Source organism: Mycobacterium ostraviense, assembly GCF_002705925.1.
Classification (GTDB): Bacteria; Actinomycetota; Actinomycetes; order Mycobacteriales; family Mycobacteriaceae; genus Mycobacterium; species Mycobacterium ostraviense.
The window spans coordinates 4314933-4329634 of sequence record NZ_NKRE01000001.1 but is presented as its reverse complement, the minus strand read 5'-3'; the positions used below and the strand labels follow the sequence as shown (position 1 = coordinate 4329634).

Sequence of the window (14702 nt, the reverse complement as noted above, 5' to 3'; positions counted from 1 at the left end):
TCGCTCCGCAAGCGTCGCTCGGGCCTTTCATTGTCAGTACCGCACTTCCTGGCTACGGCGGCACACCACCGTCACCTCGTCGCGCTGATTGCCGGTCGGGCCCAGGTAGTTGAACGCGAACGCGTGCTGACCGTAACCACCGGCCAAGTGGCTGGGCTTGATTCGGATACGGGTGAGCGCGTTGTGGTTGCCGCCGCGCTTGTTGTTGGTCTCGGTGCGCGGCGTGTCCACCGTGCGTTCCTGCACGTGGTAGACGAATACCACGCCGTCGGGGATCCGGTGTGACACGATGGCCCGGCACACGTAGATGCCGTTGGCATTGCCGGCCTCAACCCAATCATTGTCGCGCACTTGGATTTTCGCCGCATCTGCCGGGCTCATCCACATGGTCGGGCCGCCGCGGGACAGCGACAGCATGTACAGGTTGTCCTGATAGGTGGAGTGGAAAGACCACTTCGAGTGCGGCGTCAAATACCGGACGGTGAGTCCGATCCCGTCCTTGGCCGGGCCGAGTTCGGGCTGGCCGAACAGTCGCGTCATGTCCAGCGGCGGGCGGAAAACCGGCAGATGTTCGCCCAGTTCCTCGATCCAGTCGTGCGCCAGATAGAAATGCATCCGCCCGGTCAGCGTGTGGAACGGTTTGAGGTTCTCGATGTTGATGGTGAACGGCGCATAGCGGCGCCCGCCGGTTTCGCTGCCCGACCACTCCGGGCTGGTGATCACCGGGACCGGACGCGCCTGGGTATCGGCGTAGCTGATGCGGCGGTCTTCGCTGCCCTCGGCCAGATGCGCGAGCCGCTGACCGGTGCGTTTCTCCAGCTCGCGGAAGCCTTTGACGGCCAGGCGGCCATTGGTCGTCCCGGACAGCAGCAGCAGCACGTCGGCCATCCGCGCCGCGGTGGTGATGGCCGGACGCCCGGCCGCCGCACCGGAATTCAGCACCCCGAAGCGGGCTCCGAGTTCCTCGACCTCCTGGAAGGGGTGCACCGTGACACCCTTGGTGGTCAGCCCGAACTTCTCGACGAGCGGGCCCAGCGTCAGCCACTTGTCGTAGATCGCGGTGTAGTCGCGCTCCACCACGGTGATCTTGCCCATCGTGCGCCCCGGTACCGGCGTCGCGCCGGTACGCAGCCAATCGCTTTCGGCACCGCCGGGAAATGCCATCGCATCCGGGGTGTCGTGCTCGAGGGCGGTGAGCACCACATCGCTGCGGGTGCCGAGATGACCCTTGGCCATGGCGCTGAAAGCCCGGGCGAGGGCGCCGAAAGCGTCGAAATCCGAACGGGTTTCCCAGGGCGGGTCGGTCGCAGCGCTGAACGCGTGCACATAGGGATGCATGTCGGTGCTGGAGATGTCGGCCTTCTCGTACCAGGTCGCCGCCGGCAGCACCACATCGGATACCAGCGTCGTGGAGGTCATCCGGAAGTCGATCGACATCATCAGGTCGAGCTTGCCCTCCGGAATCTCGCCGTCGCGGGCCACGTCGACGGGCCGGATTCCGTCGCCCGGCGGCCCGGCCTGCAGGTTGGAGTCGGTTCCCAGCAGATGGCGCAGGAAATATTCGCCGCCCTTGCCCGACGAGCCGATCAGGTTGGCCCGCCACACCGTCAGCACCCGTGGCCAGTTGGCGGGGTTGTCGGGATCGGTCACGGCGAGCTTGAGTTTGCGCTGAGCCAGCTGCTCTGCGACATACTCACCGGCCTCACGACCCGCGGCCTGCGCCTCGTCGGCGAGATCCAAGCTGGATCGGTCGAACTGCGGATAGAACGGGCTCCAACCCATCGCCACCGCCGAGGCCAGCACGTCCATGGTGTGCTTGTCGGTGAACCGGCCCCGGGCCACCGGACTGGCCAACTTGTCGGCTCCGAAGCCGTCGTAACGCCATTGGTCGGCGTGCGCATACCAGTACGAGGCGCCGGGCACCTGCCGCGGCGGGCGCACCCAATCGGTGGCCATCGACATCGTCTGAAATCCGGTGAGCGGACGGATCTTCTCCTGACCCACGTAATGGGCCCACCCGCCGCCGTTGCGTCCCATCGAGCCGGTCAGCATCAACAGCGCCAGCACCGCCCGGTAGATGGCATCGCCGTGGAACCAGTGACAGATGCCGCCGCCCATGATGATCATCGACCGGCCACCGGATTCCTCTGCGCTGCGGGCGAATTCGCACGCGACCCGAATGGCCTGTCCGGCCGACACCCCGGTGATCGGCTCCTGCCAGGCCGGGGTGTTGGGCTGGGTGGGATCGTCGTAGCCAGTGGGCCATTGGCCGGGCAGGCCCGGGCGCGCCACGCCGTAGTGGGCCAGCATCAGGTCGAACACCGTGCACACCAGGTGCTGACCGACCCGGCGCACCGGGACCCCGCGGGCCACCGTCGTGCCTTCGCCGGTGACCGTGTCGAAGCTGGGCAGCTGGATGACCGCGGTGCTGGTTTCGCCGTTGACGCGGTGCGCGCCCTGCACGCTGAGCGCCGGCAGCAGATCACCGAGATCGAGGTTCCACTTCCCGACGCCGTCCTCGCCGTAGCGGAATCCCAGCGAACCGTGCGGCACGACGACGGTGTCGGTCGTTTCGTCCAGCACCGCGGGCTTGAGCGCCGCGTTCTCGGAGTTCTTACTGGCCTCGCCGAGGTCCGCCGCCGTGAGGTTCTTGCCCGGCACCAGCATCTCGCCCCGTTGTTCCAGTTTGATCAGGAACGGCAGGTCGGTGTAGCGGCGGGCGAAGTCGACGAAAAACGGAACCTGCTGTTGCACATAGCATTCCGAGAGGATGACGTGGCCCATCGCCATGGCCAGCGCCCCGTCGGTGCCGGCCGCGCACGGCATCCACTCATCGGCGAACTTGGTGTTGTCGGCGTAGTCGGGGCTGACGGTGACCACCTTGGTGCCGCGGTAACGGGCCTCGGCCATCCAGTGCGCATCCGGGGTCCGGGTGATCGGCACGTTGGAACCCCACATCATCAGATAGGCCGCGTCCCACCAGTCCCCGGACTCGGGCACATCGGTCTGGTCGCCGAACACCTGCGGCGAGGCCACCGGCAGGTCGGCGTACCAGTCGTAAAACGACGTCATGGGGGCGCCGATCAGCTCGAAGAACCGCGAGCCGGCGGCATAGGACACCATCGACATCGCCGGGATCGGCGAGAAGCCGGCGACCCGGTCGGGACCGTAGGTCTTGATGGTGTGCACGTGCGCGGCGGCGATCAGTTCGGTGGCTTCGGCCCAGCTGACCCGGACCAGTCCACCCTTACCGCGGGCTTGCTGATAGCGGCGGCGGCGCCGCGGATCGGCCTGGATGTCGGCCCACGCCAGCACCGGGTCGCCGAGCCGGGCTTTGGCCTCCCGGTACATCTCGATCAGCACCCCGCGGGCATACGGGTAGCGAAGCCGGGTCGGCGCATAGCTGTACCAGGAGAACGACGCGCCGCGGGGGCAGCCGCGTGGCTCGTACTCGGGGCGGTCCGGGCCCACCGACGGGTAGTCGGTCTGCTGGGTTTCCCAGGTGATGATGCCGTCTTTGACGTAGATCTTCCACGAGCAGGATCCGGTGCAGTTGACGCCGTGCGTGGAGCGCACCACCTTGTCGTGACTCCACCGGTCACGGTAGAAAACGTCAGCCTCCCGCCCACCGCGCCGGGTTACGGTGCGCAGATCGGCCGAGAACTCCCCCGGGGTGAAGAAGCGGCCGCTGCGCTCCAGCAGCTCCTCGATCGCTCCGCCGACGTGCGGTGTGATGGTCAAGGGCTGACCCTCCTCGTCATGGACGACCCGACGCCGGCGCGGAAGCAGTCGATCGCGCTCGTGGGCCGGTCGAAGCCGGCGCGTGGCCGACCACAATCGGCTCGCACGGTGTGTTGGCTGAAAGTCGCGTCAACATCGGCATGGCAGCCGGCCACTGACGTCCAGCGGACCGCCGCAATCGCTACCGGCATGCAAATCCCAGGTTATTGGTTTGTCACGTCCTTGTTCCAGTGGACGGCGGCGACCTTGAGTGGGCCTGGACATTAGCTGGAAGGCGGCTGTGGAACCGTCGTCAGAGCGCCTTCGCGAGATCGGGCAGCCAGCCGCGGTCGGCCGGCACCCAGTCCAGATCGTGCAGTTGCTCCTCCGTCACCCAGCGCAGCGCACGATGGTCACGCGCATCCGGTTCACCACCGAGCAGCCGCACCCGGTAGGCCCGCAGTATTACGTTGGCGCCCAACGGAATGTCGTCGCCCAAGCGGTCGCCCACGGCGATGTCGTCGAGCCCCAGCTCCTCGGCCAGCTCCCGGGCCAGGGCGGCGCGCTCGGTTTCGCCCGCGGCGACCTTACCCCCGGGAAGCTCCCAGCGCCCGGCCAGCTCCGGCGGCCTTACCCGTTGCGCCACCAAGACCGCCGAGCCACAGATGATGGCTCCCGCCACGACGATCTGCGCCGGCATGGGCAATCACGGTATACCGTCGCGACCCTGGCGCTGGCTGCCAGTATCCGGATGGGAAAGTGCACGGACACCATTGGCCGACTCCGCCGTGACCGGAGCAGGTGCCATTGCGGTGCTGGCTGTGCGAATGCGAGCCGTCCCGGCAGATCGCGGTGACGTCGTCGTTCGAGTTGTCCGGACGCGGAACGCAAACACCGCTCGAATTCTGATAGCTGCCCGGCGGGCACAACCCGGCGGCTGACGCGGTTGAGGTTTTCGGACCGAACGCCACCGCGGCGACGACGACTAACACGACGGCCAACGAACGAAACATGCGGGCCCCCAGACACTTAACGTCCTGTGCGTGCTGCGGTTGACAGAGCTAGCCCGATGGCGACCATACCGGGTTGCCCGGCCCGCCGTGGCTGCTTTGGGGAGATTCGCTGCGACCGGGGTACCGTCGCGTTATGGCTGTGTTAACGGATGAGCAAGTAGACGCCGCACTGCCCGACCTCAACGGCTGGGAGCGCGCCGGCGGTGCCCTGCGCCGGTCCGTCAAGTTTCCGGCGTTCGTCGACGGCATCGACGCGGTGCGCCGGGTGGCCGAGCACGCGGAACGCAAGAATCACCACCCGGATATCGATATCCGTTGGCGGACGGTAACTTTCGCGTTGGTTACGCATTCGGAGGGCGGGATCACCCAACATGATATCGACATGGCACGCGATATCGACGCCATCATCGGGGCGTGATCGACCCGCCGCTCCGCTGCCGCGACGCTCGACGCGTCGCGACCACCCAGGCCAGGGTCGCCAGCGTCGCCACCGGATAGACCAGCCCGGCCCAGGCCAGATACCAGGGCCGGCTGATCACCCAGATGGTCGGTTGCGCGAAGCTCAGCAACCACGGCACACCGATGATGGTCAGCGCCAACCAGCCCCAGCCCATGATCCGGGCGCCGAGGCGTTGCCGCAGTGAGCCCTGCAGCAGCCAGATCATCAGCGGCACCAGCCATACCCAGTGGTGGGTCCATGAGATCGGCGAAAACAGCAGGCCGAACAATTCGACCACCAGCAACTTGCCCAGCTGATCGGACGCGTCGAGCGCCCGCCAGGCCAGGATGGCCAGCACCGCCGTGACCGCGATGGCCGCCAGCACCAGCGGACCGAAACCGGCGTCGTGACCGAGAATCCGGGAAATCGCGCCCCGCCAGGACTGATTGAACGACGTGGCAACGGGCCCGACCCGGCGAGCATCGCCCAACAGGTCGGTGAAGTAGTAGCGCGCCTGGTCGCCGGCGATCAGCATCGACACGGCGACGGTGGCCAGGAACACCACCGCCGAACAGGCCGCGGCAAGCCAGCGCCTTACCCCAACGAGATAGACGGCGGTGATCGCCGGCGTCAGCTTGATCCCGGCCGCCACCCCGACCAGCACACCCGACAGCCACCAGCGGGTGGAGTAAACAGCCCATAGCGCCGCCAGCATCAGCAAGACGTTGATCTGCCCGTAGTCGAAGGTGCTGCGCAGCGGCTCGAGCCAGATGGCGACCGCCGTCCACAGCATCGCCGCCCGATGACCGTGACCGGCCCGCACGCCCAGGAGGCGCTGGCTGATCCGGACGCAGCCGTACAGCGCGGCCATCGTCGCGATCTGCCACAGCAACGCAACCAGACCGAACGGCAGCAGGTGCAGCGGATAGAACACGACCGCAGCAAACGGTGGATAGGTGAACGGCAGCGGGAAGTCCGGCGTCTGGTCGGCGTACACGTAGCTGTACAGGGTGCCCGGGTGATCCAGAGCCGCCGCCCCGCCCACATAGACATGCAGGTCGACGAAGTTCGCCCCGTTGGGCGCCAGGTAGGTCCAGGCGAATCGCGTGGCGACACTCAGGATCAGCAGCAGCGGCGCTGCCCGCATCTCCCACCGGGTGGTTCTCGCCGTCGGGACGGCTGAAGTGCTGTCTACCCGCATGACATTAGTGGGGCAGGTTCCGCGGGCGCCGGGTCACCGCCGCCGCTCGTATCGGTAACGATCACATAAACGCCACACGTGTCACTTGAGTCACACCTGTACCGCGATAGCTTCGGCTGCGGGACCTGTCACCGCTAACCAGGGAGAGTCATGCCAACCATCTGGACCTACGTACGCGCCGCCGCCGTCTTGGTCGGTTCGTCCGCCGCCTTACTCACGGGCGGTATCGCCCATGCCGACCCGGCGCCGGTGCCGGATCCGGTTTCCAATATCCCGCAGCAGCTGATCGCGTCGGCCGCCAACGCGCCGCAAATTCTGCAAAACCTTGCGACGGCCCTGGGAGCCACCCCGCCGGTCCCCAAAGCTCCGGAACCCGCGCTCAGCGCCCCCGGCATCGCGTCCATGATTCCGGGATTGACTCCGGCGGCACCGGCGGTACCGGCTACGTCGGCCGGAACTCCGGCCATTCCGGGGGTGACCACACCGATCCCCGGTATCACCGCACCGGTGGCGGCTCCGACGGCTCCCGCAGCGGCGGCAACGCCGGCCATTCCCGGGGTTACCACACCGATCCCGGGCGTCACCGCCCCGCTGGCCCCGGCGGCTCCCGCGGCGCCGGCAGCGGCGCTTCCCGGGTTGGCATCGGCGATTCCGGGTCTCGCCCAGGCCGCTCTGCCCGGGTTGGCTTCGGGCGCCATTCCGGGACTACCGGCCGCTGTCCCTGCCCCGGCGCCCGCGGCACCCGCGCCTGGGGCACCGGCAGGTCCGCCCCAGACGCTGCTAGCTGCCCTGCCCTGACCCAACTGTCAACCGGCTGACCATCACCGAGGACTGGAGAAACTACTGTGGCAAGCACGTGGAGCCTGTCCAAGGGTTTGGCCGCCGCCGTCGTCACCTCGGCTGCCGCGTTCGGGCTTTGCCCGGCCGCGGCAGCCGATCCGGCGCCGCAGCCCAACCCCAACCAGCAGCTACCGGGCCTGCCGGCGTTGACCCAGTTGAGTCCGATAATCCAGCAGGCCGCCAGCAACCCTGGACAGGCGACGCAGCTGTTGATGGCCGCGGCGCAAGCGTTTGTCCACAATCCGGCTGCGCCGGCCGAGGCCAAGAACGTCGCGGCTTCGGTGAACCAGTTCGTGGCGGAGCCGACCAATCCCGGTTCGCCTGCGCTGGGGGTGCCGGCGCCGGCGCCGGCTCCCGAGACCGCCCCGGTGCCACACGTGCCACCGCCTGGTGTGGAGCCCGGCATGCTGGCGCATCTGCCGACCGGGATTGATCCCGCACACGCCGCCGGCCCGGCGCCGGCTGCGGCTCCCGCACCGGCATCCCCGCCGGGTGGGGCACCTCCCGCTGCGACTCCCCCGCCGGTCGCCGCACCCGCACCGGCTTCTCCGTCGAGCCTGCACGCGGCGGCTTCTGCACCGGGTGGGCCACCCGCGCCGGCTCCACCGTCGGCCGTCCCGACGCCGGCCCCCGACGCGGCCCCACCTGCGCCGGCCGCGGCTCCGGCGGCGGCCCCCGGATTCGGGCCCGACGCCCCGCCCACACAGGACTTCATGTACCCCTCGATCGGCACGAATTGCCTGGCCGACGGCAGCAACGTGATCGCCACCGCACTCTCGGTCGCGGGCCCCGCCAAGATTCCGTCACCCGGCCCGGGCCCGGGCCAGACGGCCTATGTGTTCACCGCAGTCGGGACCCCCGGACCCGCCGAGGTGCAGCGGCTGCCGTTGAACGTCACCTGGGTGAACCTGACCACCGGCAGGTCCGGCAGCGCCACGCTCAAGCCCCGGCCGGACATCAATCCGGACGGGCCGACCACATTGACAGTGATCGCCGACACCGGTGCGGGCAGCATCATGTCGACGATTTTCGGTCAGGTCACCACCAAGGAACGGCAGTGCCAATTCATGCCGACCATCGGCTCAACGGTGGTTCCCTAGGAGGGTGCTGCCCCGGTCATGACCGGCGATCGCGCCGTTAGAGGTTCACGACATCAGTACGCCATGAACAAGATTGCGTCGCGGTCGTACTCCAGGCCGGGATGAACGTCGGCAAGGTGTTTCTGGGTCAGCTCGACCAACTCGTCCTCGTCCTTGCCGACGATGGCTTCGCCGCACGGACACGTTATGTGTGTCTTCACGTTGCCGCCTTTCCCTTGGCTGCCTTCATCTGTTTCTTGTGCGAGCGCACCTGCCCGAGCGAGCGGGCGTCGACGATATCGGCGACGGAGATATAAGTGCCGGGTTGACCGTACGGTCCGGCGGCCTCCCGCCAGCCCGGCGGCGTCACGCCGTATTGCTTGCCCAGCAACGCCAGAAAGATCTGGGCCTTTTGCTCGCCGAAACCGGGCAGCCCCTTGAGCCGCCGCAGTAGCTCGTTGCCATCGGGATCGCCGGCCGTCCACACAGCGGCCGCGTCCCCGCCGTAGCGGTCCACGACGATCTGCGCGAGCGCCTGGATGCGTTTGGCCATCGAGCCCGGAAAGCGGTGTATCGCAGGCTTTTCCGAGCACAGTGCGGCGAACTTGTCCGGGTCGTAGTCCGCAATCTCACCGGCGTCGAAGCCGCCCATCCGGTCGGCGATCTTCTTGGGCCCGGCGAACGCGGTCTCCAGCGGAACCTGCTGATCGAGAAGCATCCCGACCAGCAGCGCGAACGGGTTGGAATCGAGCAGCGCGTCAGCGGCCGGCTCTTGCACAAGCTGCAGTTTCGGCACCCACATAGTCTAGAACTCGAGGGTCGGCCCGCCGGCAGAGCATCGGTACAACATCGAATTGGCTTGCCCGGCCGAGGCTTTGCCGTGACTAGCCGCTCTTGCGGCGGAATTCCCGACGGCTCTCCAGCGGACCGTGCGCCCGCGGTTGCTTGGCGCCGCCGTCCTTGTGATCCGATCCACCCGCCGACTTGGCCAGCTTGCGGTCGAGGGCTTCGCGGAACTTACGCTTGGTCTCGTCCTCGGGGGACTTCGATTCAGGCATACTCGGCAGCCTAACCCGAGTGTCTACCGCTTACCCGGCGGCAGACCGTAAACATGCGAGATCGGCAGGGTCAGCACCACCCGCCGATCGGTGATCATCGCCTCGCGGTATTCGTCCCAATCCGGATGCTCACCGGCGATATTGCGGTACAAGGAAATTAGCGCCTCCACCGTATCGTCGCCGGGCGCGGCCGCCGGCGGCGTCAGCTCCGCGGTGCCCTCGGCGACGGCATAGGACCATCCGTCGTCTGCATCGACCAGGATCGACGCCCGCGGGTCGCGACGCAGGTTGCGGGTCTTGGCCCGCGGCTCGGTGATCGACACTTGAAACACCAACGTGCGCGGGTCGAAGTGATACCGGACATTGGACAGCTGGGGACGTCCGTCGCGTTTGATGGTGGCCAGCACTCCGATGGAGTTGCCGCTGATCACGGCCAACAGTTTGTCGTCGAAGACGTGGCGTCCCATGCCCGAAAGCCTACGTTGCCTCGCGACGGTCCAAGACCACCTGGTGGAATCGGATGATGACTCGGTACGCGGCATTCCTGCGCGGCGTCAATGTCGGGGGCGTCAACCTGAAGATGGCCGACGTGGCCGCGGCCTTGACCGACGCCGGGTTCACCAACGTACGCACCGTCCTGGCCAGCGGCAACGTCCTGCTGGAGGCATCCTTGGATGCCGCGCAGGTGCGCGCCACGGCGGAGGCCGCGTTACGCGAGCGGTTCGGCTATGACGCGTGGGTGCTGGTCTACGACATCGACACGGTGCGCGCCATCGACGAGGGGTACCCGTTCGACCGGGAGGTCGACGGATACCAGTCGTACGTCACGTTTGTCAGCGACGCCGCACTGCTCGACGAACTCACGGCGCTGGCAGCTGGCCCGGAGGAGAAGATCAGCCGCGGCGACGGCGTCGTTTACTGGCAAGTACCGAAGGGAAGCACTCTGGACAGCGCCATCGGCCAAACAATGGGAAAGAAGCGCTACAAGTCGTCGACCACCACCCGCAATCTGCGAACCCTGGACAAGGTGCTGAAATGACCCACGCCAACGAAGCCTCCCCACACAAGGTCACCCTCACCGGAGTCTCCGAGACCGCCCTGCTGACGCTCAACGCCAGGGCGGCGGAGGCCTGCCGCAGCGACCCGATCATCGAGGACCCGATGGCCATCGCCCTGGTCGACTCGATCGACTTCGACTTTGCCAAATTCGGCCCCACCCGCCAGGACATCGCCCTGCGGGCCCGGGCGTTCGACACCGCGACGCTGTCCTATCTGAGCCGGCATCCGTCAGCCACCGTGGTGGCGCTGGCAGAAGGCCTGCAAACCAGCTTCTGGCGCTTGGACGCGGCCCTTCCGGTCAACCAATTCCGTTGGCTCACAGTCGATCTAGAACCGATCATCGATATCCGGACGCGGCTGCTGCCGACGCCTGCCCGGGTGTCGGTGTGCGCCCAGTCCGCGCTGGATTACAGCTGGATGAACTGCGTCGACTCATCCGCCGGGGTGTTCATCACCGCCGAGGGGCTACTGATGTACCTGCAGCCCGAGCAGGCGCTGGAGTTGATCAGCGAGTGCGCGAAGAACTTTCCGGGCGCCCAGATGCTGTTCGACCTGCCGCCGCGCTGGTTTAGTATCTTCAGCCGGCTCGGTATCCGGACGTCGTTGCGCTACAAGATTCCGCCGATGCCGTTCAGCCTGTCCGTCGGGCAGGCCGCGGACCTGGTGAACACGGTGCCGGGCATCCGCGCGGTTCGCGACGTGCCGTTGCCCACGGGACGCGGCTTGGTGTTCAACGCCGCGCTGCCGACGGTCTACCGCATGCCCGTCTTCGACGCGCTGCGTCCGTGCCTGACCTTGCTCGAGTTCGGCTGAGGCTTCAGTCGTCGGGCACGTTCGTGAGATAGCGCATGGCGTCGGACTTGGTCAGGCCCAGTGCGCGGGCGACTTCCACGTATTCCCTGGCCGCGGCGGCCATCGCCGCGTCGGTCGGGTCGAAGCGGGAGATGAAAGTGCCGAAGCGCCCGCGTGTTTCGACGATCGCCGCCGACTCCAGCTCCCGGTAGGCGCGGGCCACCGTATTGGCGGCAACCCCGAGCTGTCCGGCCAGGTCGCGCACCGTCGGCAGCCGGGTTCCCGGCGGTAACGCGCCGGCTCGCACCCCGTCGATAACTTGGGTTCTGAGCTGGTCGAACAGCGGCTTGCCCGCCTTCACGTCGATCCGTAACCAGTCGCGCAGCTCCACCCATCCAGTATCTACCAAGCACGGCTATCTTTGTGGGATGCGAGTGACGGTGCTCAGCGGGGCGGGGATCTCGGCGGAAAGCGGCGTACCGACCTTTCGTGACGACAAAAACGGATTGTGGGCCCGTTTCGACCCTTACGACCTGTCCAGCACACGCGGCTGGGAGAGCAACCCCGAGCGGGTGTGGGGCTGGTATCTGTGGCGTCACTACCTGGTGGCCACCGTCGAACCCAACGAGGGTCATCGCGCGATCGCCGCCTGGCAGAGCGCGGCCGACGTCACCGTCGTCACCCAGAACGTCGATGACCTGCACGAGCGAGCCGGTAGCACACCGGTGCACCACCTGCACGGCAGCCTTTTCGAATTCCGTTGTGCCCGTTGCGGTATGCCTTACACCGAGGCGCTGCCGGTGATGACCGAACCGGCTATCGAAGTGGAGCCGCCGGTCTGCCGCTGCGGCGGCCTGATCCGGCCCGACATCGTGTGGTTCGGCGAGGCGCTGCCCGAAGGGCCGTGGCAACATGCCGTCGAGGCGACCGAAGCCGCCGATGTGATGGTGGTGGTGGGGACCTCCGCGATCGTCTACCCGGCTGCCGGGCTACCGGAGCTGGCACTGGCACGCGGCATTCCGGTGATCGAGGTCAATCCTGAGCCGACACCGCTGTCCGGGAGCGCGACGATCTGTGTTCGCCAATCGGCGAGTCGGGCGTTGCCCGGATTGTTGCAGCGGTTGCCTTCGTTGCTGAAGGGTTGAGTCTGCGGTAGTCGCATCGAATCTGCACACAGATCGCGGTTCGCCCACAGGACCGCGCGCTCAGCGCAGTTTCGGTGAGCCGACGTCGGCGGGGCAGGTGATGCTGCCGTCATGGCCAGCGAAGAACCATTTGTCGGCAGCGAAGCGGTGCGCAGCGGCCCCACCAGCTGCGTTCCCGATTCCGGTTGGTGTATCCCGACGTCTACGTCCGGCGCGACCAGCAACTGACGCTGCGGCACCGTGCGGTTGCCGCGTGGCTGTGGTCGCACCGCCGAGGCGTGCTCGCCGGGCTGACCGCCGCCGCGTGGCACGGCTCGAAATGGATCGACGAACGCCTGCCCATCGAATTGGTGTGGTCCAACGCGCGACCGCCACGGGGCCTGCACACCTATGACGTGCGGCTCCGACCCGAAGAGTACGACCTCGTCGGCGGCATCCCGGTGACCACACCGCAACGCACCGCATACGACATTGGACGGCGAAAGCCGATGGGCGCCGCGATCGCACACCTGGACGCTCTCCTGGGGGCAACCAGCGTCAACGTTGCAGAAGTCGCGGAAGTGGCCGACCGGCATCGCGGTGCCCGGGGCTTAAGGCAACTGGAAACCGCGCTGAAGCTCGTCGACACTGGTTCGCAGTCGCCCAAAGAGAGCTGGCTGCGGCTGTTGGTCAGCCGCGCCGGCTTGCCCCGGCCGACCACGCAAGTCCCGGTGCCAACACCGGACGGCACCCGGATGTACTACCTCGATATGGGTTGGCCGGATTTGATGGTCGCCGTCGAATACGACGGCGAGCATCACCGCCTCGACCGCTGGCAATACACCAGGGACATCAGGCGTAGCGAGGAGTTGGAGCGGCTCGGCTGGCTCGTCGTCCGAGTGGTGGCAACGGATAACCCTGCCGACATCATTCATCGGATCCGTGCTGCGCTGGAGTTTCGCGCGTCGAGCCTGCGCTAATCGCATCGACCCTGCGCACACATCACGCTTCGCCCACCGGGTCGCGCGCTGAGCGCAGTTTCGGGGTCAGGGCAACGGCCGGTGTGCCCGGCCCAGCGCCAACTCCGAGACCGGCAGCGGCACCCACGCCGGCAGTGTCCACTCCCGCCGTGCGGTGTCCAGCCCGAATCCCGCCGCGACGATCGCCTGTTCGGTATCGCGGTGGGTGTGGCAGTTGCCGGCCAGCCGCGGCCAGAATGTCGCGTCGACGAACTGCTGAAACCGACCCCGGACACCGGTACTGGCAACGTGCTCGAGATACCGCAACTGCCCACCCGGCCGTAGCAATGACCGCAGATGTCGCAGCACCCCGACCGGGTCGTTCACCGAACAGAGCACCAGCGAGCAGACCACCGCATCGAAGGGCTCTCCGGCGCTGAAGTCCTCCGCCGTATCGCCGAGCACCAGCACGGGAATCGGCGCATCGACGGCCGCGGCGCGGGCTTTGGCGGTCAAGTGCGGCTCGGGCTCCACGGCCACGACCTGTGTCACGGTCTGCGGGTAGTAGCCGAAGTTCGTCCCGACACCGGCACCGACTTCCAGTACCCGGCCCGACAGGCCGGCCAGATTCTCCCGGCGCAGGTCTCGAACTGCCTCTGCTTCGTGGGCGGCGATGACGGGCCAGATGCGGGCGAACAACGGGTGCTCGATTTTGGCGCCGGTCATACGGGGGTTACCTCCGACGTGCGATGTTGCCGGACCCAATCGATCAGTTGCCGCGGCGTCGCGTGCGAGCCGACCAGGCCGGCCACCATATGTCCACACAGCACCGCGCTGAGCACCCGGTCGGCGAAGGCTTCGACATCGCCGAACGGCAGATGCGGTTTGGTGATCAACAGGGCAGCCACCCCGTGCGCGGCGGTCCACAGCTCCAGGGCAATCATGGTCGGGTCGTCCACGCGGTAGACGCCCTCGTCCATGAGCGCCTGCACGGAGGCCCGCATGTGCTTGAACGCCGAGCTGTCCAGAGCGATATCGACGTCGCTGCCCGACCGCCAGTCCCCCATGGTGGCAAGGCGGTACAACTGCGGGGTCTGCAGCGCGAACCGCACGTAGGCGAGGCCCTGCGCCCGTAGCACGTCCACGGTGGACAGTTGACCGATGGCCACCCGCTCCATTTCCGCATCCAGCCGGGCCAGGTAGCGTGCGCACACCGCGTCCAACAGCGCGTCTTTGTCCTCGAAGTGCAAATAGATGGACGGCGGTGTGACGCCCACACGTTGGGCCACCGATCGGATCGACACCGCCCGCGCCTGCCCAGTTTCCAGCAGCAACTCGGTGGCCGCGTCCAGGATTTCGCGGCGTAGCCGGTCACCCGATCCGCGGGGGGCACGTGTGCGGCGCAGTCCCGTCGACAC

Annotated in this window: 17 protein-coding genes and 1 pseudogene; 7 read left to right on the top strand and 11 right to left on the bottom strand. The window is 67.4% G+C overall.

Features of this window, described 5'->3' with window-relative positions; genetic code table 11:
* Positions 1-33: 33 nt before the first annotated feature.
* The 3 genes from CDN38_RS20330 to CDN38_RS32250 all read right to left on the bottom strand — a co-directional run bounded on the left by CDN38_RS20330 (position 34) and on the right by CDN38_RS32250 (position 4733).
* The gene (locus CDN38_RS20330; protein WP_075510008.1) at positions 34-3741 is read right to left on the bottom strand and encodes a nitrate reductase subunit alpha; all 3708 of its coding nucleotides are present in this window, start codon (positions 3739-3741) and stop codon (positions 34-36) included.
* A 292-nt stretch (positions 3742-4033) separates the two neighbouring features.
* Positions 4034-4420 carry a (deoxy)nucleoside triphosphate pyrophosphohydrolase gene (locus tag CDN38_RS20325; protein WP_099319146.1) on the bottom strand — a complete coding sequence of 129 codons (387 nt, stop codon included), beginning with the start codon at positions 4418-4420 and terminating at the stop codon, positions 4034-4036.
* Positions 4308-4733: a DUF3761 domain-containing protein gene (locus CDN38_RS32250; protein ID WP_180276361.1), complete on the bottom strand. Its 426-nt coding sequence runs from the start codon at positions 4731-4733 to the stop codon at positions 4308-4310. Before CDN38_RS32250 ends, CDN38_RS20325 begins: the two co-directional genes overlap by 113 nt.
* 133 nt (positions 4734-4866) lie before the next feature.
* Here CDN38_RS32250 and CDN38_RS20315 point away from each other — a divergent pair, with 133 nt between their 5' ends.
* Complete coding sequence (locus tag CDN38_RS20315) at positions 4867-5151, top strand: 4a-hydroxytetrahydrobiopterin dehydratase (RefSeq protein WP_075509968.1); 285 nt, start codon at positions 4867-4869, stop codon at positions 5149-5151.
* Here CDN38_RS20315 and CDN38_RS20310 read toward each other — a convergent pair.
* A complete protein-coding gene (locus tag CDN38_RS20310) occupies positions 5138-6373 on the bottom strand; it encodes a mannosyltransferase (RefSeq protein WP_075509969.1) in 1236 nt (411 codons plus the stop codon). The two genes, CDN38_RS20315 and CDN38_RS20310, sit on opposite strands and share 14 nt — an antisense overlap.
* Positions 6374-6523: 150 nt before the next feature.
* On the opposite strand from CDN38_RS20310, the gene CDN38_RS20305 reads away from it, so the two are divergent.
* Positions 6524-7171, top strand: a complete 648-nt coding sequence (locus CDN38_RS20305) for a hypothetical protein (RefSeq protein ID WP_075509970.1) — start codon at positions 6524-6526, stop codon at positions 7169-7171.
* A pseudogene (locus CDN38_RS20300) lies at positions 7158-8313 on the top strand (Rv1157c family protein). The gene CDN38_RS20305 and the pseudogene CDN38_RS20300 overlap by 14 nt, the downstream one beginning before the upstream one ends.
* A 53-nt stretch (positions 8314-8366) precedes the next feature.
* On the opposite strand, the gene CDN38_RS20295 reads toward CDN38_RS20300, so the two are convergent.
* The 4 genes from CDN38_RS20295 to CDN38_RS20280 form a co-directional block, all read right to left on the bottom strand.
* A complete protein-coding gene (locus tag CDN38_RS20295) occupies positions 8367-8513 on the bottom strand; it encodes a hypothetical protein (protein ID WP_064774821.1) in 147 nt (48 codons plus the stop codon).
* Complete coding sequence (locus CDN38_RS20290; RefSeq protein ID WP_075510009.1) at positions 8510-9088, bottom strand: HhH-GPD-type base excision DNA repair protein; 579 nt, start codon at positions 9086-9088, stop codon at positions 8510-8512. The genes CDN38_RS20295 and CDN38_RS20290 overlap by 4 nt, the downstream gene beginning before the upstream one ends.
* Positions 9089-9176: 88 nt before the next feature.
* On the bottom strand, positions 9177-9350 hold the full coding sequence (locus tag CDN38_RS20285; protein WP_099319145.1) for a DUF5302 domain-containing protein: 174 nt from the start codon (positions 9348-9350) through the stop codon (positions 9177-9179).
* Between the two features lie 23 nt (positions 9351-9373).
* Positions 9374-9817: a PPOX class F420-dependent oxidoreductase gene (locus CDN38_RS20280; RefSeq protein WP_075509972.1), complete on the bottom strand. Its 444-nt coding sequence runs from the start codon at positions 9815-9817 to the stop codon at positions 9374-9376.
* 56 nt (positions 9818-9873) lie between these two features.
* Between CDN38_RS20280 and CDN38_RS20275 the strand changes: the two genes are divergently transcribed.
* Positions 9874-10389 carry a DUF1697 domain-containing protein gene (locus tag CDN38_RS20275; RefSeq protein WP_075510010.1) on the top strand — a complete coding sequence of 172 codons (516 nt, stop codon included), beginning with the start codon at positions 9874-9876 and terminating at the stop codon, positions 10387-10389.
* Complete coding sequence (locus tag CDN38_RS20270; protein ID WP_075509973.1) at positions 10386-11222, top strand: class I SAM-dependent methyltransferase; 837 nt, start codon at positions 10386-10388, stop codon at positions 11220-11222. Before CDN38_RS20275 ends, CDN38_RS20270 begins: the two co-directional genes overlap by 4 nt.
* A gap of 4 nt (positions 11223-11226) precedes the next feature.
* On the opposite strand, the gene CDN38_RS20265 is transcribed toward CDN38_RS20270, so the two are convergent.
* The gene (locus CDN38_RS20265) at positions 11227-11592 is read right to left on the bottom strand and encodes an Rv1152 family transcriptional regulator (RefSeq protein WP_036414293.1); all 366 of its coding nucleotides are present in this window, start codon (positions 11590-11592) and stop codon (positions 11227-11229) included.
* A gap of 37 nt (positions 11593-11629) precedes the next feature.
* Here CDN38_RS20265 and CDN38_RS20260 point away from each other — a divergent pair, with 37 nt between their 5' ends.
* Positions 11630-12346 (top strand): NAD-dependent deacylase, encoded by a 717-nt coding sequence (locus CDN38_RS20260; protein ID WP_075509974.1) that lies wholly within the window; start codon positions 11630-11632, stop codon positions 12344-12346.
* 188 nt (positions 12347-12534) lie between these two features.
* The gene (locus tag CDN38_RS20255) at positions 12535-13305 is read left to right on the top strand and encodes a type IV toxin-antitoxin system AbiEi family antitoxin (RefSeq protein ID WP_332909388.1); all 771 of its coding nucleotides are present in this window, start codon (positions 12535-12537) and stop codon (positions 13303-13305) included.
* Between the two features lie 66 nt (positions 13306-13371).
* Here the strand turns inward: CDN38_RS20255 and CDN38_RS20250 are convergent, their stop codons facing one another.
* On the bottom strand, positions 13372-14010 hold the full coding sequence (locus CDN38_RS20250) for a class I SAM-dependent methyltransferase (protein WP_099319144.1): 639 nt from the start codon (positions 14008-14010) through the stop codon (positions 13372-13374).
* Positions 14007-14702 carry a TetR/AcrR family transcriptional regulator gene (locus CDN38_RS20245; RefSeq protein WP_075509976.1) on the bottom strand — a complete coding sequence of 232 codons (696 nt, stop codon included), beginning with the start codon at positions 14700-14702 and terminating at the stop codon, positions 14007-14009. Before CDN38_RS20245 ends, CDN38_RS20250 begins: the two co-directional genes overlap by 4 nt.

Excerpts from the sequence above, each read along its gene's own strand:
- CDN38_RS20325 (WP_099319146.1), bottom strand. The coding sequence starts at position 4,420 with ATGCCGGCGCAGATCGTCGTGGCGGGAGCCATCATCTGTGGCTCGGCG.
- CDN38_RS32250 (WP_180276361.1), bottom strand. The coding sequence starts at position 4,733 with ATGTTTCGTTCGTTGGCCGTCGTGTTAGTCGTCGTCGCCGCGGTGGCG.
- CDN38_RS20315 (WP_075509968.1), top strand. The coding sequence starts at position 4,867 with ATGGCTGTGTTAACGGATGAGCAAGTAGACGCCGCACTGCCCGACCTC.
- CDN38_RS20310 (WP_075509969.1), bottom strand. The coding sequence starts at position 6,373 with ATGCGGGTAGACAGCACTTCAGCCGTCCCGACGGCGAGAACCACCCGG.
- CDN38_RS20305 (WP_075509970.1), top strand. The coding sequence starts at position 6,524 with ATGCCAACCATCTGGACCTACGTACGCGCCGCCGCCGTCTTGGTCGGT.
- CDN38_RS20285 (WP_099319145.1), bottom strand. The coding sequence starts at position 9,350 with ATGCCTGAATCGAAGTCCCCCGAGGACGAGACCAAGCGTAAGTTCCGC.
- CDN38_RS20280 (WP_075509972.1), bottom strand. The coding sequence starts at position 9,817 with ATGGGACGCCACGTCTTCGACGACAAACTGTTGGCCGTGATCAGCGGC.
- CDN38_RS20275 (WP_075510010.1), top strand. The coding sequence starts at position 9,874 with ATGACTCGGTACGCGGCATTCCTGCGCGGCGTCAATGTCGGGGGCGTC.
- CDN38_RS20270 (WP_075509973.1), top strand. The coding sequence starts at position 10,386 with ATGACCCACGCCAACGAAGCCTCCCCACACAAGGTCACCCTCACCGGA.
- CDN38_RS20260 (WP_075509974.1), top strand. The coding sequence starts at position 11,630 with ATGCGAGTGACGGTGCTCAGCGGGGCGGGGATCTCGGCGGAAAGCGGC.
- CDN38_RS20250 (WP_099319144.1), bottom strand. The coding sequence starts at position 14,010 with ATGACCGGCGCCAAAATCGAGCACCCGTTGTTCGCCCGCATCTGGCCC.